Annotated in this window: 16 protein-coding genes; 11 read left to right on the plus strand and 5 right to left on the minus strand. The window is 65.3% G+C overall.

Features of this window, described 5'->3' with window-relative positions; translation table 11 throughout:
- Window positions 1–38: 38 nt before the first annotated feature.
- On the plus strand, window positions 39–980 hold the full coding sequence (locus E8F06_RS12950; RefSeq protein WP_280367713.1) for an alpha/beta hydrolase: 942 nt from the start codon (window positions 39–41) through the stop codon (window positions 978–980).
- 183 nt (window positions 981–1163) lie between these two features.
- On the opposite strand, the gene E8F06_RS12955 is transcribed toward E8F06_RS12950, so the two are convergent.
- A complete protein-coding gene (locus tag E8F06_RS12955; RefSeq protein WP_280367715.1) occupies window positions 1164–2000 on the minus strand; it encodes a metal-dependent hydrolase in 837 nt (278 codons plus the stop codon).
- A 122-nt stretch (window positions 2001–2122) separates the two neighbouring features.
- On the opposite strand from E8F06_RS12955, the gene E8F06_RS12960 reads away from it, so the two are divergent.
- The 6 genes from E8F06_RS12960 to E8F06_RS12985 all read left to right on the plus strand — a co-directional run bounded on the left by E8F06_RS12960 (window position 2123) and on the right by E8F06_RS12985 (window position 11090).
- On the plus strand, window positions 2123–3142 hold the full coding sequence (locus E8F06_RS12960; RefSeq protein ID WP_280367717.1) for an AraC family transcriptional regulator: 1020 nt from the start codon (window positions 2123–2125) through the stop codon (window positions 3140–3142).
- 49 nt (window positions 3143–3191) lie between these two features.
- Window positions 3192–3833: an MBL fold metallo-hydrolase gene (locus E8F06_RS12965; protein WP_280367719.1), complete on the plus strand. Its 642-nt coding sequence runs from the start codon at window positions 3192–3194 to the stop codon at window positions 3831–3833.
- Window positions 3834–3913: 80 nt separating this feature from the next.
- Window positions 3914–4615, plus strand: coding sequence for an OmpA family protein (locus E8F06_RS12970; RefSeq protein ID WP_280367721.1), 702 nt, complete (start codon window positions 3914–3916; stop codon window positions 4613–4615).
- Between the two features lie 193 nt (window positions 4616–4808).
- Window positions 4809–8537, plus strand: coding sequence for a response regulator (locus E8F06_RS12975; RefSeq protein ID WP_280367723.1), 3729 nt, complete (start codon window positions 4809–4811; stop codon window positions 8535–8537).
- The gene (locus tag E8F06_RS12980) at window positions 8518–10674 is read left to right on the plus strand and encodes an EAL domain-containing protein (RefSeq protein ID WP_280367725.1); all 2157 of its coding nucleotides are present in this window, start codon (window positions 8518–8520) and stop codon (window positions 10672–10674) included. Before E8F06_RS12975 ends, E8F06_RS12980 begins: the two co-directional genes overlap by 20 nt.
- A 101-nt stretch (window positions 10675–10775) precedes the next feature.
- Window positions 10776–11090, plus strand: a complete 315-nt coding sequence (locus E8F06_RS12985; RefSeq protein ID WP_280367727.1) for an EthD family reductase — start codon at window positions 10776–10778, stop codon at window positions 11088–11090.
- A 49-nt stretch (window positions 11091–11139) separates the two neighbouring features.
- Here the strand turns inward: E8F06_RS12985 and E8F06_RS12990 are convergent, their stop codons facing one another.
- The 4 genes from E8F06_RS12990 to E8F06_RS29355 form a co-directional block, all read right to left on the minus strand.
- Window positions 11140–12045 carry an acyltransferase gene (locus E8F06_RS12990; RefSeq protein WP_280367729.1) on the minus strand — a complete coding sequence of 302 codons (906 nt, stop codon included), beginning with the start codon at window positions 12043–12045 and terminating at the stop codon, window positions 11140–11142.
- A gap of 292 nt (window positions 12046–12337) precedes the next feature.
- Window positions 12338–14374 carry a phosphate acetyltransferase gene (pta, locus tag E8F06_RS12995; RefSeq protein ID WP_280367731.1) on the minus strand — a complete coding sequence of 679 codons (2037 nt, stop codon included), beginning with the start codon at window positions 14372–14374 and terminating at the stop codon, window positions 12338–12340.
- 22 nt (window positions 14375–14396) lie between these two features.
- Entirely contained in the window at window positions 14397–15563 is a 1167-nt protein-coding gene (locus E8F06_RS13000; protein ID WP_280367733.1) for an acetate/propionate family kinase, read from the minus strand.
- A complete protein-coding gene (locus E8F06_RS29355) occupies window positions 15563–15838 on the minus strand; it encodes a DUF3565 domain-containing protein (RefSeq protein ID WP_348532256.1) in 276 nt (91 codons plus the stop codon). The genes E8F06_RS13000 and E8F06_RS29355 overlap by 1 nt, the downstream gene beginning before the upstream one ends.
- An 18-nt stretch (window positions 15839–15856) precedes the next feature.
- Here E8F06_RS29355 and E8F06_RS13010 point away from each other — a divergent pair, with 18 nt between their 5' ends.
- The 4 genes from E8F06_RS13010 (at window position 15857) to E8F06_RS13025 (ending at window position 18885) form a co-directional block, all read left to right on the plus strand.
- The gene (locus tag E8F06_RS13010) at window positions 15857–16342 is read left to right on the plus strand and encodes a peptidylprolyl isomerase (protein ID WP_280367736.1); all 486 of its coding nucleotides are present in this window, start codon (window positions 15857–15859) and stop codon (window positions 16340–16342) included.
- Window positions 16343–16468: 126 nt separating this feature from the next.
- On the plus strand, window positions 16469–16951 hold the full coding sequence (locus E8F06_RS13015; protein ID WP_151136743.1) for a glutathione peroxidase: 483 nt from the start codon (window positions 16469–16471) through the stop codon (window positions 16949–16951).
- A gap of 176 nt (window positions 16952–17127) precedes the next feature.
- Complete coding sequence (locus tag E8F06_RS13020) at window positions 17128–17718, plus strand: TetR/AcrR family transcriptional regulator (RefSeq protein ID WP_280367739.1); 591 nt, start codon at window positions 17128–17130, stop codon at window positions 17716–17718.
- Between the two features lie 57 nt (window positions 17719–17775).
- A complete protein-coding gene (locus tag E8F06_RS13025) occupies window positions 17776–18885 on the plus strand; it encodes an NADH:flavin oxidoreductase (protein ID WP_280367742.1) in 1110 nt (369 codons plus the stop codon).
- Window positions 18886–18919 lie beyond the last annotated feature (34 nt).

Consider the following 18919-nt stretch of genomic DNA (forward strand, 5'->3'; position numbering starts at 1 on the left):
GATAGGCCCTCGATAACAACAACCACGAGGTGCCCCGCATGTCCGCATCCAGCTTGCCGCTGTCGCCGCCGCTTGCCGCCGGTTTCGCCCGCCTGGGCTTCGGCTCCCTGCCGCTCGACCGCCTCAAGGCGCGCTACGCCAGCGCCGACAGCGGTTCGCGTTTCATCGAGCTGGATGGCTTCAACGTCCACTACCGCGACGAAGGCAGCCGCGACAAACCGGCTCTGGTGATGATCCACGGCGTCGTGGCCTCCCTGCACACCTGGGACGACTGGGTCGAGGCCTTCGCCCCGCACTACCGGATCATCCGTTTCGACGTGCCGGGTTTCGGCCTCACCGGGCCGAAGCGCAGTGGCGACTACTCGGCCGAACGCATGATCGGCATTCTCGGCCTGCTGATGGACTACCTGGGCGTGGCCAAGGCGTCCATCGCCGGCAACTCCCTGGGCGGCTTCATTGCCTGGAACTTCGCCCTGGCACAGCCGCAACGGGTGGACAAGCTGGTGCTGATCGACCCGGCCGGCTACCAGATGCGCAAGGTGCCCTGGATGATCGCCGCCGCCGCGCTGCCCGGTGCGACCCTGGCCATGCCGATGTGGATGCCGCGTGCCCTGATCGCCCAGGGCATCAAGGAGGTCTATGGCGAGCCCGGCCGCATCAAGCCAGGCGTCGTGGACCGCTACTACGACATCACCCGCCGGCCGGGAAATCGACGGGCGATGATGGATATTTTCCGCGTGCTGCTGAAGGTCAACCAGGAAGAACTGGGGGAAAGCGGCCAGCGCGTGGCGCAGATCAAGGCGCCGACCCTGTTGATGTGGGGTGAGAAAGACCGCTGGATTTCGCCGAAGCACGTGCCGCTGTGGCAGCGCGACCTGCCGGGGATCCAGGTGAAGACCTATCCGGGCGTGGGGCATGTCCCCATGGAAGAGATTCCGCAGCAGAGCGCGGCGGATGCGATGCGGTTCTTGTTGGGGTGAGATTGGCGCGGCGGTTGCCTCCCTCACCCCCGGCCCCTCTCCCGGAGGGCGAGGGGTGACTCAGGGCCTACCTCTTGCACGGACGGCCCCCTCTCCCTTTGGGAGAGGGTTGGGGTGAGGGAAGAAGGGGGCCGCGCCGAGCTTAAAAAAACGGCTCCGAAGGGCCGTTTTTCGTGTCCGGGCTCAAGCCGCACTCGCCTGCGCCACATCGAACTCTTCCCGCGTCTTGTACAGCAGGTCCAGATTGTCGTGCTGCCAGGGGTGGAAACCCTTCTTGAAGAAGTCCAGGTAGGTGCGCACCAGCGGGCGGAAGATGCCGTTGCGGCCCCACATCCAGTTCAGGCCGTCGCGCCAGACGCGCCAGTTCCACAGCAGGCCGTCGCGCTTGAGCATGTGGGCCAGGCCGCGGGTGGTGTCGAGGACGAAGAAGAAGGTGCCCATCATCATCGCCCGGCGCAGCATGCGGTGGCTGCCGCAGACCTGGTTGTAGACGTCGAAGGCCACCGCCTTGTGTTCGGTTTCCTCCAGAGCGTGCCAGCGCCACAGGCGCGCCATCACCGGGTGGGCGCCGGCCATGTATTCGGGGTTCTTCAGCAGGCCGTCGGCCATGATCGCGGTGATGTGTTCCAGGGCCGCAGTGGCAGCAAGCTGGCGGCGGGCGGAGAACTTTTTCTGGGTAAAACGGATGCGCGTCTGGGCACGGCGTTCGATGGCGCCGATGTCGTAGCCGAGGTCGCGCAGGCGGTTGCTGTACTCCAGGTGTTCGCGGCTGTGGTGGCCTTCCTGGCCGATGAATCCGCGGATCTGTTCCTTCAGGACCGGGTCCTCGATCTGGTCGCGGAACTGGCGCACCGAGTCGATGAAGAAACGCTCGCCGTCAGGGAAAAGCACCGACATCGCGTCGAACAGGTGGCTCTTGAAGGCGTCACCGCTGTGCCAGTGGCGGGGCAGCGGATCGGGAAACTCGAAATCCATGTGGCGCGGACGGATAACCAATCCTTCGGGTGTGGTACTGGCCATGGGGGCTCCTTGAGGCTGTATGGACCATGGTCCCAATATCCGCTTGCCGGGTTTTGTCGGACAAGGTTATCTTCTGCCAACCTTCGGGTCATATCCGGCCACAACCAGAACAAGACGCCAATATGAAGCAACCGCTGACCTTCTCCGCCGAACTGGTGCCCGTCGCCTACGCCGAAGCCCTGCTGGTGCTGGCCGAGGAACTGGGCGTGGCGCGCGAGGCGCTGTTCACGGGCGCCAGGGTGCGGCCGGAGATCCTCGGCAATCCCAATGGCCGGCTGTCCTTCCTCGATTTCAACCAGCTCGCCGTCGCTGCCTTGCAGCTGTGCCGCGAGCCGGCCCTGGGCCTGGTGCTGGGCCAGCGCCTGAACGTGTCCACCCACGGCATTCTTGGTTACGCGGTGCTCTCCAGCGCCAACCTCGGCCGCGCGCTGCATTTCGCCCTGAAGTACTACCGGGTGCTGGGCCTGGCCTATGAGCTGGAACTGGCGGAGCAGGGTGACTGCCTGCAACTGCGCGCAACCGAATCCTTCCCCATGGGGCCTCTGGGGCGCTTCGCCGGTGAGGGATTGCTGGCCAGTTTCTTCAGCATCGCCCGCTTCCTGGTGGGTGAAGAACTGCGCGGCCAGCAGGTGGGCTTCGCCCATTCGGCTCCCGCGTATGCCGCACGTTATGCGGAGGTGTTCGGCGTACCGGCGCAGTTCGGGCAGTCGTGCCACTGGCTGAGTCTGCCCAAGGCTTATCTGGAGCGCCCGATGGCCCTGGCCAACCCGGCCACGGTGCAGATGTGCGAGCAACAGTGCGAGGCGCTGCTGGCCACGCTGGACGTGCAGGATGCCCTGCTGACCCGCGTGCGCCGCCTGCTCCTTGCACGCCCTGGCGACTTCCCCGACCTCGACGGCGCCGCCCGCGCCCTGCACACCAGCGGCCGCAGCCTGCGCCGACACCTGGCGGCCATGGGGACGAGTTATCAACAGGTGCTGGACGAAGTGCGCAAGGGCCTGGCCCTGCAATACCTCAGCACGACCCAGCTGCCATTGTTCGAGATCGCCAACCTGCTGGGCTTCAACGACCCCTCCAACTTCCGCCGGGCTTTCAAGAAATGGACGGGCAGGCTGCCGGGCGATTATCGTTCCGGGCCGTGAAGCCATTCCCCGTGCGCCGCAGAGCGCACCGCCGTACCGGAGCTGCCCAATGACCCAGTCCACCGCCCTGATCCGCGAAACCTTCCCCGTCGGCCCGTTGCAGTGCAACTGCACCCTGATCGGCGATCCGGTCAGCAAGAAGGCCATCGTCGTCGATCCGGGCGGCAACCATGAGTTGATCCTGGCGCGGCTGGAGGCACATGGGTTGAAGCTGGTCAGCATCATCCACACCCATGCCCATCTGGATCACTTCCTCGCTTCCGGCGAGTTGAAGAAGGCCACTGGCGCAACGCTGCACCTGCACAAGGAAGACCAGTTCCTCTGGGACGGCCTGGAAATGCAGTGCCGCATGTTCGGTGTGCCCTACAAGCCGGTGCCGGCTCCCGACCAGTGGCTGGCCGACGACGAGGAGCTGGCCTGCGGTTGCGGCGTCGCCCTGCACACCCCGGGGCACACGCCGGGTTCCATGAGCTTCTGGTTCCCTGAGGCCAAGTTGCTGATCGCCGGTGACACCCTGTTCCGCCGCGGCATTGGCCGTACCGACCTCTGGGGCGGCGACTACAACACCATCGAGCGATCCATCAAGCAACGCCTGTACAGCCTGGACGAGGAGGCCACCGTGGTCACCGGCCACGGCCCGGACACCCGCCTGGGCGACGAGATGCGGGAAAATCCGTTCGTGCGGGCCTGAAACACGGAATTTTTACGCGTTCTCATGTCTAATTGCCCGCAGCCACACCGGCTAAAAGATTTCTCAGGAGTAAATCGTCCATGTTCACCGCGCGTCGTCTGATCATCGCCGCTACCGCTTTCGCCATGCTGTCGGGTTGTGCTCAGAACCCCTACAACCAACAGGGTGAAGTCCAGGCTCCCGCCGAAGGCGGCATGAGCAAAACCGCCAAGTACGGTGCTCTGGGCGCCCTGGCGGGTGCCGTAGCGGGCGCTGCGATCAACCATGACAACCGTGGCAAGGGTGCGCTGATCGGCGCTGCCGTGGCGGGTGCCGCCAGCGCGGGTTATGGCTACTACGTCGACAAGCAGGAAGCCGAACTGCGCCGCAGCATGGAAGGCACCGGCGTGCAGGTGCAGCGCCAGGGCGACAACATCAACCTGATCATGCCCGGCAACATCACTTTCGCTACTGATTCGGCGAACATCGCCAGCAACTTCTACGCGCCGCTGAACAATCTGGCTACGTCGTTCAAGCAGTACGACCAGAACAACATCGAAGTGATTGGTCACACCGACAGCACCGGCAGCCACCAATACAACATGAACCTGTCGCAGCAGCGCGCCCAGAGCGTGGCCAACTACCTGATGGCCCAGGGCGTCAATGGTGCCCGCGTGACCTCCCGTGGCTTCGGCCCGGACCAGCCGGTCGCCACCAACGCCAACGAGGCGGGCCGTTCGCAGAACCGCCGCGTGGAAATCAAGCTGACCCCCATCCCGGGCGCCCAGGTTTCGCAGCAGTAATCCCCGCTCTACCCGAAAAGGCCCGCAGCAGCGGGCCTTTTCGTTTCTGCCGCTCGTCGCTCGACTACTGGCTCAACGCCAGTTGCCACTTTCCTGTCTAGACTGCGTTGCAGGGCTCCGCTGAGCCCAGCCTGAACCGCCCGTGCGCATTCCCTGCGATGCGGCGGCGGCCATGGAAAGGACAGGAGACTGCATGGACGAACGTCAAATCCCCCGATTCCGCATGTACCTGCTGCCATTGCTGGTGACGCTCACCCTGATGCTCCTTTCCGGGGGGCTGGTGCTCTGGCAATGGCTGGCTCTTGAGGCGCGTAACCGCACCGAATACGAGCAGCGTTTCCAGGTCGAGGCGGAGGAAATCGCCCAGCGCATCGGTATCCGGATGCGTGCCTACGAGATGGTTCTGCGCGGCATGGCTGGCCTGATGGTCGGCAGTACCTCCGTGTCGGCCGAGGAGTGGGCGCGGGCCACCGACCAGTTGCAATTGCAGGAGCGCTACCCGGGCATCCAGGCGCTGGCCTGGGCACGCTACCTCAAGCACGAGGAACTCAACGAGTTCGTCGGCGAGATCTGGGAGCAGGGCCGGCGGGAATTCCGTGTGTTTCCCACGGACCCGCGGGAGGAGTACCTGGTGGTGCAGTACACCAGCCCCATGGACTGGCGAAATCGCCGCACCCTGGGGTTCGACATGCTGACCGAATCGGTGCGTCGGGACGCCATCGAGCGCGCCTGGGAGAGTGGTGAGCCCAGCCTCACCGGGCCGGTCAAGCTTCGGCAGGAAACCGACCAGCAGGCGCAGACCGGGCTGCTGCTCTACATGCCGGTGTACCGCCCGGACGCGCCCAGCAGCACGGAGGAAGAGCGGCGAGCGGCGCTGGTCGGCATGGTCTGCGGCGCATTTCGCCTGAACGATCTGATGGACGGCATCCTGGGTACCCAGGGCAACCTCTATCGCATCGACCTCAAGGATCAGGGCAGTCCCGAAGCGCCCATGCTCGATCACCAGGACGGAGCCGGCCAGCCACGCTTCCACCGGATCGAGGAGCTGAAACTGTTCGGCCGCACCTGGGTGCTGGGCGTGGGCAGCACGGCCCAATACGAGGCGATGCTCGGCAACAATCGAATCGCCTTCAGCCTGTGGACCGGCCTGGCCGCCGCGATGCTGCTGTCGCTGCTGGTGGGCGGCTACCTCTACCAGCGCGAGCGTCAGTTGCTGCTCACCCTGTCTTCCGCCACTGAGGTGGCCGAGCGCGAAGAGCGTTTCCGACTGCTGCTGCGGCACCTGCCGGTGGCGACCCTGACCTGCCTGGAGGATGGCCGCATCGAGATGGCCAACGCCCGCGCCGGGGACCTCTTCGGTAACGCGACGGAAAACCTCGTTGGGCAGAACCTGCGCCGGTTCCTGCCGGGCCTGCTGGACTTGCCGCAACAGCTGCCCAAGCAGGCACCCAGCGACCTGGTGGAGACGGAGCTCCTGCAGGATGACGGCGAGCGCATCGCCGTGGCCTTCAGCCTGAGCACCATCAATCACGGCCATGACCAGCGCTACCTGTTGAATCTGGTGGATCTGCAGGCACGCAAGAGCGCCGAGGAGCGTTTCCGCCTGGTGGTCGAGGCCTCGCCCAATGCCATCGTCCTGGTGGACAGCCGTGGACGGATCGCCATGGTCAACCGCCAGACCGAGCAGCTCTTCGGCTACAGCCGCGCGGAGATGCTCGACTCTCCTGTGGAAATGCTCCTGCCCGAGTCCCTGCGCGAGGCCCATGTGGCCATGCGCGAAAGCTTCCAGAAAAAACCCGAACAACGGCGTATGGGGAGCAATCGCGAGCTGTTCGGTCAGCACCGCGACGGTCGCCTGGTCCCGCTGGAGGTTGGGCTGTCGCCGATCCGTGCCGGCCGCGAACTGATGGTCCAGGCGGTGATCATCGATATCAGCGAGCGCAAGGCTGCCGAACAGCGGCTGCGTGACCAGGCCGAGCAATTGATGCTGGCCAACCGTTACAAGTCCGAGTTCCTCGCCAACATGTCCCACGAGCTGCGCACGCCGCTGAACAGCATCCTGATCCTCAGCGACCAGTTGCGGCAGAACATGGTCGGCAACCTCACCGAGAAGCAGACCCGCCACGCCGACATCGTCCACCGTGCCGGCAGCGACCTGCTGCAGCTGATCAACGATGTGCTCGACCTGGCCAAGGTCGAGGCGGGGCGCATGCAGCTCAAGCTCGAACCGCTCAATGTGCAGGACATGCTCGCCGAACTGGACGGCAGCCTGCGTCCCATGGCCGAGATCAAGGGTTTGCGTCTGAACACCCATGTCCAGGCCGGGGTGCCACGGGTTATCCACAGTGACCGGGTGCGCCTGCACCAGATCTTGCGCAACCTGTTGTCCAATGCCCTCAAGTTCACCGAGCAGGGCGAGGTGGACCTGTCGGTGGAGCTGGACCCGTCAGCGGCGATCGATGAGCGCGAAGTGCTCTGCTTCGTCGTCCGGGATACCGGCATCGGCATTCCCGAGGACCAGCACGAACGCATATTCCAGGCCTTCCAGCAGATCGACGGCTCCACCAGCCGGCGCTTCGGTGGTACCGGCCTGGGATTGGCCATCACTCGCCAACTGGTGCTCGCCCTGGACGGCGACATCACCCTGGAAAGCGTTCCGGGGCGGGGCTCGCGCTTTATCGTGCGATTGCCGGTGGCGGTGGCCGCCAACCAGCCGAAAGACGACGAGGAACCCGCGCAACCGGTGCGCAGCGGCCAGGGCGCAGCGGTGCTGATCGTCGAAGACGACGTCAACTTCGCTTCGGTGATCGCCGAAGAAGCGCAGACCCACGGCTTCTCCAGCGTCCACTGCCGCAGCGGCAAGCAGGCCATCAACCTGCTGCAGAACGAGCGGTTCGCGGCGGTGATCCTCGACATCCTGCTGCCGGACATCAGCGGCTGGCAGATCTACCGACGCCTGCGTGGCCACGCGAACCACCGCACCACCCCGGTGAACATCATCTCCTGCGTGCCCCAGCCCCAGGACTGGAATGAGGACGCCACCCGCTACCTGGTCAAACCCATTGCCCGTGAGGACCTGGAGCAGGTGTTCCAGGACCTGGAAGGCGGTCGCCCGCCGGAGGAACGCAAGCTGCTGCTGGTAGAAGACGTTGAAGTAGAGCGCGAGCACTATCGCGAGCACCTGAAGCAACTGGGGTTCAACGTGGTCGCCAGCGCCAACGGCGAGAGCGCCCGGAAGGCTTATGCGGAAGGCGACTTCTCCGCCCTGGTGATCGACCTCGACCTGCCCGACCAGGACGGTTTCGAGCTGCTCGACAGCCTCGACCGCGAACGCCCGCTGGACGGCTCGCGCGTGGTCATCAACACCGGCGTCGACGTCAACCAGCAGAACCTGCAGCGCCTGCGTCGCTATTCGGCGGTAGTGGTGCGCAAGGCAGGCAACGACCTCGACAACCTCAGCTCCGCGGTCCAGGGCTTCTTCTCCGGCCTGCGTCAGCCGCAGAACGGCTCGGTGGCGGATCCGCTGGAGGGCAGCCGTGTGTTGCTGGTGGACGACGACGTACGAAACATCTACGCCCTGAGTGCCCTGCTCGATGAAACCGGTATGAAAGTCACCGCCGCCCGCGATGGTGTGGAAGCCATCGATTGCTTCCAGCGCGAACCCTTCGACCTGATCCTGATGGACATGGCAATGCCCAATATGGACGGCTACACCGCCACCCGCGTGCTCAAGCAGGAGCACGGCTGCGGCATCCCGATCATCGCCCTGACCGCCCATGCGATGAAGGGTGACCGGGAGAAATGCATCACCGCCGGCGCCGACGACTACCTGGCCAAGCCGGTGAGTCGCCAGGAACTGCTGGACATGCTTTACCGCTGGCTGGAACAACCGGGAGGTCGCCATGGCGCACCTGCAGCTTAAGGAGGCCCCAGCGGCCAACATCCTGTTGGTGGTGGATGACCGCCAGGAAAACCTCGTCGCCATGGAAGCGCTGCTGGACGACGGCGAGTGGCAGGTGCGCACCGTGGACTCGGGCGAGGCCGCGTTGAAATGCCTGCTGGAAGAAGAGGTCGGGCTGGTCCTGCTGGACGTGCAGATGCCGCGCATGGACGGCTTCGAAGTGGCCCGGCTGATGCGCAGCAGCCCGCTGACGCGCTTCACGCCGATCATCTTCATCTCCGCCATCGCCCACACCCAGGACGCCGTGCTGCGTGGCTATACCTCGGGGGCGGTGGACTTCATCCTCAAACCCTTCGACCCCCAGGTGTTGCGCCACAAGATCCAGTCCCTGCTGGCCCATGAGCGCAACCGGCGCGACCTGTTGCAGCTCAGCCAGCAACTGGACAGCGCCCGAGCCTTCAACGCGTCGGTGCTGGAGAACGCGGCTGAAGGCATCCTGGTGGTCGGCGAGGACGGTCTCATCAGCTTCGCCAACCCGGCCATGGCGCAGATGCTCCAGGGCTCGGTGGAGGATCTGGAGGGACGGCCGCTGTTGAGCCTGATCGCCCATCCGGAGACGGGCAGCGACTGGAAGTTCTCGGACTTCTACCGCCACTGGAAACAGAACGAGACCTACCGCCTCCACGACGCCAGCCTCAAGACGATGAGCGGCGAGTGCCTGCCGGTGGCGCTGTCGTCGTCGCCGCTGCCGCGCCTGCAGCGCTCCATGGTGGTCATCGCCCTGGACATGTCGGTGGTGCGCCAGTTGCACGCGCAGCTTGAATCCCAGGCCATCACCGATGCCCTTACCGGGCTGCTCAACCGTCGTGGCTTCCACCAGGCGCTGGAGGCCTCTCTGGCGCGCATCGAGCGCAATGGCAAGCGCATGGCGGTGCTGTACCTGGACCTGGACGGTTTCAAACTGATCAACGATTCCCTGGGCCATGAGGCAGGTGACCGCGTGCTGCGGCGGGTGGCGGAGCAGTTGAAGAACTGCCTGCGTCCCTACGACATCCTGGCGCGCATGGGCGGTGACGAATTCACTGCGCTACTGGACACCCTTGACCATCCCGAGGATGCCGCGCGGGTGGCAGAGAAGCTCATCGAACTGGTCTCGGTCCGCCATCGCATCGAGGGCATCGACGTCACCCTCGGCGCCAGCGTCGGCATAGCCTGCTTCCCCGAGTGCGGGCAGAGCGTGGACGGCCTGTTGCGCGCGGCGGATATCGCCATGTACGAGGCCAAGCGCGCTGGTCGCCAGCAGTACCGCTTCTACTCGCCGGAGATGAACGGCCGTGCCCGTTCGCGGCTGATGCTGGAAGAAAGCCTGCGCAACGCCATTGAGCAGAACGACTTCCACCTCGTCTACCAGCCGCAGATCCACATCGAGACCGGCCGCCTGCGTGGGTTCGAGGCGCTGCTGCGCTGGGAACACCGAGTGGCCGGCACCGTGGCGCCCAACGTGTTCATACCGCTGCTGGAGGAAACCCGCCTGATCAACCGCCTGGGTGATTGGGTGCTGCGCGAGGGCGCCAGCCAGTGCAGTACCTGGCAGTCGTCCTTTGGCGACGACCTGGTGGTCAGCCTCAACGTCAGCCCGGTGCAATTCGGCATGCCGCAGCTGGTGGATGATCTGCGGCGGGTGCTGGGCGAGTTCAAGCTACGGCCCGCGCAGCTGGAAGTGGAGGTCACCGAAAGCGCGCTGATGCAGGACCTGGAGATGACCCGCGAACAGCTGCGGCAACTGCGCGCCCTTGGGGTGCGCATCGCCATCGACGACTTCGGCACCGGTTATTCGTCCCTGGCCTACCTGCGTCACTTCGAGCTGGACACCCTGAAGATCGACCGCCTGTTCATCTCCAGCATGCTGGAGTCGCGGCGCGATGCTGCGGTGGTCAGCACCATCATCGACCTCAGCCGCCACCTGGGCCTGGAAGTGATCGCCGAAGGGGTGGAAACCATGGCCCAGCGTGACTGGCTGCTGGAGCACGGATGCACCTTCATGCAGGGCTTCCTGGTGGCGCCGGGGCTGCCGGTGGCCAGGGCCGAGGCCTTCCCCAGGGTGGTGGACTGGCGTGCCCTGCGGGAGGGTGTCGATAGCCTCACACCCTCGCCCTGACCGGGCGGGGGCCATCGCGCAGATCGGAATCGGCAGGCCTACACTTCACCTGTCGGGGCATCCGGGATCAGGTCCCCGGCCAATCGCGATAAGGAGGCTCCATGTACTGCTTTGTTGTGGCGTACCCCAATGCACCGGGCGCCAAATTCGACTTCACCTACTACTGCGAGGAACACATCCCACTCCTGTCCCGCCTGATCGGCGAAAACCTGGTGAAGATCGAAGTGCGCAAGGGGCTGGCCTCAGCGGATGGCGCGGTGGCGCCCTTCATCTGCATGGCCAATTTCTGGGTACTGTCGGTGGAGGAATTGCGCAGCACGCTGGAACTGAACGGCGACGAGATAAGCGCCGATATTCCCAACTACACCAACCTGGCGCCATTGCTCCAGGTGGATGAGGTGTTACAGACCGCATAGACGTGGATAAGAAAAAGCCCGCCAATCGGCGGGCTTTTCGTATCCGGCATCAGGCTGGCGGGAACTGCTGGTGCAGCTTGGCCAGTTGGGCGTCCTTGGCTTCCCACAGGCGGTTGACCCATTGCTGGAAGGCGAGGCGGTACTGCTCGTCCTGGTCGTAGTTCTTGCCGATGAATTCGCGGGGGATATCCAGCTTCTCGATGCGCACCACCACCTGGCGCAGGCGACCGGTCAGCAGAGTCCAGAAGTTCGGGTTGCCATCGGGATAGTGGATGGTGACGTTGACCAGCGAATGCAGCTGCTCGCCCATGGCATCCAGCACGAAGGCGATGCCGCCGGCCTTGGGCTTGAGCAGGTACTGGAAGGGCGAACCCTGTTGATCGTGCTTGGCGCGGGTGAAGCGGGTGCCTTCGAGGAAATTGAAGATACCCACCGGGTTGTCACGGAACTTGGCGCAGGTACGGCGGGTGGTTTCCAGGTCCTTGCCCTTCTTCTCCGGGTGCTTGGCCAGGTAGGCCTTGGAGTAGCGCTTCATGAAGGGGAAATCCAGCGCCCACCAGCACAGGCCGATCACCGGGACCCAGATCAGCTCCTGCTTGAGGAAGAAACGCAGCAGGCGGATGCGGCGGTTGAACAGGTGTTGCAGGACCAGGATATCCACCCAGCTCTGGTGATTGCTGGTGACCAGGTAGGTGTGCTGATAGTCCAGCCCGGCAAGGCCGTCGATGTCCCAGCGGGTGTCGCGCACCAGGCGCATCCACGCCTTGTTGCAGCTGATCCAGCCTTCGGCGATGAAGCTCGCGGCCCAGTTCAGCACGCCCTTCGTGGCGCGGAACGGCAGCAGCAGTTTCAGCGCCGTGATGGCGAACAGCGGCATGCACCAGAACAGGGTGTTGAGGGCCAGTAGGACAGCCGCCAGGACACCGCGCAGGGGAGAGGGGATAAAGCTGAGCATGAAAGGGATGGAGCCTCACCGTGGGGTGGTCATGGCCACCTCGTTATGGACGGGCCCGCTGCGTTCCCTGACGGCGGGCAGAATGGTGGCAAAGGTTAACGGTTGTTCACTCAACTGCAAGCGCGAAGGGTGACCGGGTGGTCGGGAGCGAGGCTAATTCGTCGGCTCTGTTGTAGGGGCGAATTCATTCGCCAAGGGCTGCATAGCAGCCCCGGTCGAATCAGGGAGGCAGACCTTCGGCCTGCTTGGCGAATGAATTCGCCCCTACAAGAAAGCTCAGCGCCCGCCGCGGCTAGGCTTCGCTCCCGCACGCCGCCTGTATCGCCGTCAAGGCGATGGTGTGGATGATGTCGTCCACCAACACATTGCGCGGCAGGTCGTTCACCGGTTTGCGCAGGCCTTGCAGCATCAGGCCGCCGCTCACCACGGGGTGGCTCTGCTGGGCGTCCTTGTAGGCGGCATCGCCGGTGGCGAGGTCGGGGAAGACGAAGACCGTGGTGCTGCCCTCCCGGGCGGCGGTGGGGTAGGGCAGGGGGCCTTCGATGGTCAGCTCGGGGCGGGCGGCGCGGGCCAGGCGGGCGGCTTCGCGGACCTTGGCCAGCGCAGTCTCATCGAGCGAATCGCAGATCATCGTCACCCGCGGGACGATCCCTAAGGCCTCGGCCGAATCCGCGCTTTGCAGGGCGATTTCCGCCAGGTCGTTGGCATCGGGCTCGGGGTTCACCGCGCAGTCGCCGTAGACCACCACCTGTTCCGGCAACAGCATCAGGTAGACCGAGGAGGCGATGCGGTAGCCGGGCGCCGACTTGATCAGCTGCAGAGCGGGGCGGATGGTGTTGGCGGTGGGGTGGATGGCGCCGGACACCAGGCCGTCCACCTCATCCAGCGCCAGCATCATGGTGCCCAGGACGACGTTGTCTTCCAGTTGGGCGGTCGCCATCGGCGCGTTCAGGCTCTTGTTCTGCCGCAGGTCCACCATGGGCTGCACGTAGCGTTCACGGACACGTTCCGGATCGAGGATTTCCAGGCCTTCGGGCAACTCGATGCCATGGGCGCGGGCCACCGCGTGCACGTCCTCCGGCCGGGCCAGCAGTACGCAATGGGCGATGCCACGAGCCTGGCAGGCGGCGGCTGCCTGCACGGTGCGCGGCTCGCTGCCTTCGGGCAGGACGATGCGCTTGCCGGCGAGTTGCGCCTGCTGGATCAGGCGATGGCGGAAGGCTGGCGGCGACAGGCGCTGGCTCGCGCTGGGGGCGCCACAACGGGCGCGCAGCCAGTCGAGGTCCAGGTTGCGGGCGACGAATTCGGTGACCTTCTCCGCGCGCTCGCGGTCGTCCACCGGGATTTCCTTGTTCATCCGGTTCAGGTTGGTCGCCGTGTCGTAGGTGCCGGTGGCCACGCCCAGTACCGGCAGGCCGCCCTGCAGGGCGCCACGGCAGAGTTCCAGGGTGCGCGGGTCGGGCTGGATGTCGCTGGAGAGCAGCAGGCCGGCGAGCGGTACACCGTTCATGGCGGCGAGGCTGGCGGCGAGGATAATGTCGTCGCGGTCGCCCGGCGTCACCACCAGCACACCCGGCTTGAGCTGCTGCACGGTGTTGGGCACGGTGCGTGCGCAGACCACGATCTTCTGCACACGGCGCTGGTCGTAATCGCCGGCGTTGATGACCTGGGCCTGCAGCAATTCGGCTACGTCGCGGGTACGCGGCGCGTTCAGCTCATCCAGCCAGGGCACGCTGCCGAGCAGGCGGAAGTCGTCGCCGCGCAGCAGGGGCGACTGGTCCTTGAGGCGGCGGGTGAACTCTTCGTCGCGCACCTTGTTGAGGATTACCCCGAGCACCTTCGGGTCGCGCGGGCCGCCGAATTGCTGTGCCTGGATCTCCAGGCGGTCGGACAGTTCGGAGAGGCTTTCGTCTTCCGGCGCCGACACCAGGATCACATCGGCGTCGAGGCTCTTGGACAGGTGGAAGTTGATCCGCGCGGCGTAGCTGGCATGGCGGGTCGGCACCATGCCTTCGACGATCACCACGTCCTTGCCTTCGGCCGCCTGGTGGAACAGGCCGGTGATCTCATCCAGCAGTTCTTCCAGCTGGCCGTCGGCGAGCATCCGCTCGACATGGGACTGGGACAGCGGCATCGGGGGCTTCAGGCCGTGGGTGCGTGCCACCAGTTCGGTGGAGCGTTCCGGGCCGAGGTCGCCGGGGTGTGGCTGGGCCACGGGCTTGAGGAAGCCGACCTGCAGGCCAGCCAGCTCCAGGGCGCGCACCAGGCCCAGGCTGGTGGAGGTGAGGCCGACGCCGAAACCGGTCGGGGCGATGAAAAAGCAGTGCATGGTGCTCCTTGGCAAAGGCGGTTCAGGCAAGCAGGGCCAGGGTATCGAGGGCGATCTGGCGTTCTTCGTTGGTCGGTACCACCAGCACGCGCGGGTGGCCGCGCTTGTGGATGGGGCCGGCGACGCCGCGCACGCAGCGTGCATTGGCTTCGCGGTCGATGGCCAGGTTGAGCAGCTTCAGGTGATCCACCGTGCGGCTGCGCACAAGGGGTGAATTCTCGCCGATCTCGCCGGTGAAGATCAGCCCGTCCAGCTGCGGCAGCGCACAACCAACAGCGGCCAGGGTCCTGGCCAGGCGGTAGCAGAAGACTTCGATGGCCAGGGTGGCGCCGGCGTGGCCCTGGTCGCGGGCCTGTTCCAGGCTGCGCATGTCGCCGGCCAGTTCCGAGAGACCGAGCAGGCCGCTCTCCTGGCGCAGCACCTGGTCGATCTTCTCCAGGCTCCAGCCGAGGCTGCGGTGCAGTTGGGTGTAGAGGTGTGGGTCGATGTCGCCGCTGCGCCTCGCCATCACCAGATTCATGCTGGCGTCGCGGCTCTGGCCGTTGACGATGGCGCAGGTGGAACAGTGCTCGCCCAGATGGGCGGAGAGCCAGCAGCTGTCACCGAGGGAAAGCCCGGCCAGTTCGGCGGCGCGGCGGCTGACATAGCGGTGGCTGTTGCCGTGGAAGGCATAGCGGCGCAGACCGTGGTCGCGGTAGACGGCGTCCGGCAGGGCAAGGCGGTAGACGTGCTCGGGCATGCTCTGGTGGAAGGCCGTGTCGAACACCGCGACATGGGGCAGGTTCGGCAGCAGGTGCATGGCGGCGTCGATGCCCACCAGGCTGGCCGGCATCTGCTGCGGCGCCAATGGGACCAGGGCCTGCAGGCGGCGGACTACCAGGGCGTCCACTCGGCAGGCAGAGGTGAACAGCTCGCCGCCGTGCAGCACGTGGTGGCCGACACCGTGGAGCTTGCCGCCGGCGGCGCCCTGGACGATGGGCAGCAGCTGCGACAGCGCGGCGCGGTGGTCTGCGTTGGGGATCATCAGGTTGTCCTTGTCACCGCCTCGCTGCCAGCGCAATTCCGCGTCGCGGCTGCCGAGTCCGTCGGCCATGCCGTGGAGGATGAACTGACTATGGGCTTCGTTGACCAGGGCGAAGCGCAGCGACGTCTTGCGCGCGTGGATCACCAGGATGTTGCGTGCGGGCATCAGGTTTCCTCAGTGGACTCGGGCGCCAGGCCCTGGGCGCACCAGCCGCAGGGGAAGAGTCGACCCAGCTGGGCAGCGCGCAGTTCGGGGTCGAGCACCCAGGCGCGTGACTGCCAGGGCGGCTGGTGCCGCAAGTGCTGAGTATGGCCGCAGGAAAGCACCGCCACCCAGTGACCGTCTTCGTCTTGCCTGTAGCCGACGAGCCGGGGCCGCCTGTCAGCGTTCGGGTCGCAATCGACCGGCCGCGCGGTTAAACTTGCGCTTTCATCATTCATTCCAGAAGGTCTCGCACCATGCTGATCGCCGCCAACAAGGCCGTGTCCATCGACTATACCCTTACCAACGACGCCGGTGAGGTGATCGACAGTTCCGCCGGCGGCGCCCCGCTGGTGTACCTGCATGGCGCCGGCAACATCATCGCTGGCCTGGAGCGCGCCCTCGAAGGCAAGCAGGTCGGTGACGAGCTGAACGTTGCCGTCGAGCCGGAAGATGCCTACGGCGAGTTCAGCGCCGAGCTGGTTGCCACCCTGGACCGCGCCATGTTCGAAGGCGTCGATCAACTGGAAGTCGGCATGCAGTTCCACGCTTCCGGCCCGGACGGCAGCATGCAGATCGTGACCATCCGCGACATCGACGGCGACGACGTCACCGTTGACGGCAACCACCCGCTGGCCGGCCAGCGCCTGAACTTCAAGGTCAAGGTAATCACCGTGCGTGACGCCAGCGATGAAGAGATCGCTCACGGCCACATCCACGGCGAAGGCGGTCATCACCACTGACCGATCGTCCGCGACTGTCGACCCGGCAAATCGCGATTCGGCTGCTAAGCTGAAAAAACCGAAAAGGCGCCCCGGGGCGCCTTTTTTGTCTGCTGTGAAATCCCTGAGATTTTCGAGGAGTCAGTCATGAGTGCGTTTCACGACCTCAATTTGCGCGCGCTCGACGGTCAGGACCTGCCGTTGGCGCCGTACAAGGGCCAGGTGGTGCTGGTGGTGAACGTCGCCTCCAAATGCGGCCTGACCCCGCAGTACGCCGGGCTGGAAAAGCTCTACCAGCAATACCGCGACAAGGGCTTCACCGTGCTCGGCCTTCCCTGCAACCAGTTCGCCGGGCAGGAGCCGGGCAGCGAAGAAGAGATCCGCGAGTTCTGCAGCCTGAACTACGGCGTGACCTTCCCCCTGGGCAGCAAGATCGAGGTCAACGGCTCGGCACGTCACCCGCTGTACCGCCTGCTGGCAGGCGAGGGGGCCGAGTTCCCCGGCGAGATCACCTGGAACTTCGAGAAGTTCCTCGTCGGCAAGGACGGCCGCGTACTGGCGCGCTTCTCGCCGCGCACCGCACCGGAAGACCCTGCGCTGATCCAGGCTGTCGAAAAGGCCCTGGCCTGATTCAACTCCCGCACTCATGAACGCTTGACCGTAGGAGCCAGCTTGCTGGCGAATGCCTCACCCGGGACGTTCGCCAGCAAGCTGGCTCCTACGTTTCCTTCCCCGGCTTTTAGTGCCCGATCAGCGTCGTCAATAGTGCTGGGCATGGCGAGACGACCGGTCATATGCTCGCCGCCATGACCAGTATCCGACTCGACAAACGCGACCTCATTCTCGCCAAGGGCTCCCAGGTGATGACCCGCCGTGGCTATCACGGCACCGGCGTGCAGGAGATCGTCCAGGCCGCGGGTATCCCGAAGGGCTCCTTCTATCACTACTTCGCCAGCAAGGAAGACTTTGCCGTGCAGGCGCTGGAGTACCTCTACCTGCCGCGGCTGGATCGTTATGCACAGGCCCTGGGCAATTCCGCACTGAGCCCGTGCCAGCGCATCCTCGGCTATTACCGCGAGCTGCTGGCGCATTTCGCCGGGCGCGAGAAACCGGAATACCACTGTTTCATCGGCAGCCTCGGTTACGAGATGGCCGAACTCTCGCCCGCTATCGGCGAGCAGGTGGAAAGCATTCTGCAAGGCTCGGTGGACATCCTCCAGGCTTGCCTGGAAGAAGCCGTGGCCGCTGGCGAGCTGTCGGCCGATGAAGACTGCGCCAACCTCGCGGCCTTCATCGCCAACGCCTGGCAGGGCGTGCTCACGCGCCTGAAGGTAGGCGGTGGCACCGCACCCATGAACGCATTCGTCGACCGCCTGGAGCTGCTGCTCCGGGCCTGATTTTTCAATGCCTTGAAACCGAGACGACCGGTCATATGGCCGGCCACAGGAGAACCCATGACCGCTCCCGTACAAGCCCTGTTCGAACCCTTCCGCCTCGGCGGCCTGGAACTGCCCACCCGCGTGGTGATGGCGCCGATGACCCGTTCGTTCTCCCCGGGCGGCGTGCCCAACGCCAAGGTGGTGGAGTACTACCGCCGGCGCGCCGCTGCTGGCGTCGGCCTGATCATCACCGAGGGCACCACCATCGGTCACAAGGCCTCCAACGGCTATCCCCATGTACCGCGCTTCTTCGGTGAAGACGCGCTGGCCGGCTGGAAGGAAGTCGTGGATGCCGTGCACGCCGAAGGCGGCCGCATCGTTCCGCAGCTCTGGCACGTGGGTAACGTGCGTCGTCTGGGCACCGAGCCGGACGCCAGCGTTCCCGGCTATGGCCCGACTGAGAAAGTGAAGGATGGCCAGGTAGTCATCCACGGCATGACCAAGGACGATATCCAGGAAGTGGTGGCCGCGTACGCCCAGGCTGCCCGTGATGCCAAGGCCATCGGCATGGACGGCGTGGAAATCCACGGCGCCCACGGCTACCTGATCGACCAGTTCTTCTGGGAGGGCACCAACCAGCGCTCCGACGAATACGGTGGCAGCCTGGCCAACCGCTCGCGCTTCGCCATCGAAGTGATCCAGGCCATCCGCGCTGCCGTTGGCCCGGATTACCCGATCATCTTCCGCTACTCCCAGTGGAAGCAGCAGGACTACACCGCGCGCCTGGTGACCACCTCCGAGGCTCTGGGTGAGTTCCTCAAACCGCTGTCCGATGCCGGTGTGGATATCTTCCACTGCTCCACCCGCCGCTTCTGGGAGCCGGAATTCGAAGGCTCTGAGCTCAACCTGGCCGGCTGGACCCGCCAGCTCACCGGCAAGCCCACCATCACCGTCGGCAGCGTCGGCCTGGATGGCGAGTTCCTGCAGTTCATGGTCAAGACCGACAAGGTCGCCCAGCCGGCCAACATCGAAGGCCTGCTGGAGCGCCTGAACAAGGAAGAGTTCGACCTGGTCGCCGTGGGCCGTGCCCTGCTGGTGGACCCGGATTGGGCCGTGAAAGTGCGCGAAGGCCGCATGCACGACATCCTGCCGTTCAGCCGGGATGCGCTGGGTAGCCTGGTGTAAGGCACTGGTATGAAGGAGCCCCGCTTAGGCGGGG

Source organism: Pseudomonas sp. BN411, from assembly GCF_029871235.1.
GTDB lineage: Bacteria > Pseudomonadota > Gammaproteobacteria > Pseudomonadales > Pseudomonadaceae > Metapseudomonas.

Excerpts from the sequence above, each read along its gene's own strand:
- E8F06_RS12950 (WP_280367713.1), top strand. The coding sequence starts at position 39 with ATGTCCGCATCCAGCTTGCCGCTGTCGCCGCCGCTTGCCGCCGGTTTC.
- E8F06_RS12955 (WP_280367715.1), bottom strand. The coding sequence starts at position 2,000 with ATGGCCAGTACCACACCCGAAGGATTGGTTATCCGTCCGCGCCACATG.
- E8F06_RS12960 (WP_280367717.1), top strand. The coding sequence starts at position 2,123 with ATGAAGCAACCGCTGACCTTCTCCGCCGAACTGGTGCCCGTCGCCTAC.
- E8F06_RS12965 (WP_280367719.1), top strand. The coding sequence starts at position 3,192 with ATGACCCAGTCCACCGCCCTGATCCGCGAAACCTTCCCCGTCGGCCCG.
- E8F06_RS12970 (WP_280367721.1), top strand. The coding sequence starts at position 3,914 with ATGTTCACCGCGCGTCGTCTGATCATCGCCGCTACCGCTTTCGCCATG.
- E8F06_RS12975 (WP_280367723.1), top strand. The coding sequence starts at position 4,809 with ATGGACGAACGTCAAATCCCCCGATTCCGCATGTACCTGCTGCCATTG.
- E8F06_RS12980 (WP_280367725.1), top strand. The coding sequence starts at position 8,518 with ATGGCGCACCTGCAGCTTAAGGAGGCCCCAGCGGCCAACATCCTGTTG.
- E8F06_RS12985 (WP_280367727.1), top strand. The coding sequence starts at position 10,776 with ATGTACTGCTTTGTTGTGGCGTACCCCAATGCACCGGGCGCCAAATTC.
- E8F06_RS12990 (WP_280367729.1), bottom strand. The coding sequence starts at position 12,045 with ATGCTCAGCTTTATCCCCTCTCCCCTGCGCGGTGTCCTGGCGGCTGTC.
- pta (WP_280367731.1), bottom strand. The coding sequence starts at position 14,374 with ATGCACTGCTTTTTCATCGCCCCGACCGGTTTCGGCGTCGGCCTCACC.
- E8F06_RS13000 (WP_280367733.1), bottom strand. The coding sequence starts at position 15,563 with ATGCCCGCACGCAACATCCTGGTGATCCACGCGCGCAAGACGTCGCTG.
- E8F06_RS29355 (WP_348532256.1), bottom strand. The coding sequence starts at position 15,838 with ATGAATGATGAAAGCGCAAGTTTAACCGCGCGGCCGGTCGATTGCGAC.
- E8F06_RS13010 (WP_280367736.1), top strand. The coding sequence starts at position 15,857 with ATGCTGATCGCCGCCAACAAGGCCGTGTCCATCGACTATACCCTTACC.
- E8F06_RS13015 (WP_151136743.1), top strand. The coding sequence starts at position 16,469 with ATGAGTGCGTTTCACGACCTCAATTTGCGCGCGCTCGACGGTCAGGAC.
- E8F06_RS13020 (WP_280367739.1), top strand. The coding sequence starts at position 17,128 with ATGACCAGTATCCGACTCGACAAACGCGACCTCATTCTCGCCAAGGGC.
- E8F06_RS13025 (WP_280367742.1), top strand. The coding sequence starts at position 17,776 with ATGACCGCTCCCGTACAAGCCCTGTTCGAACCCTTCCGCCTCGGCGGC.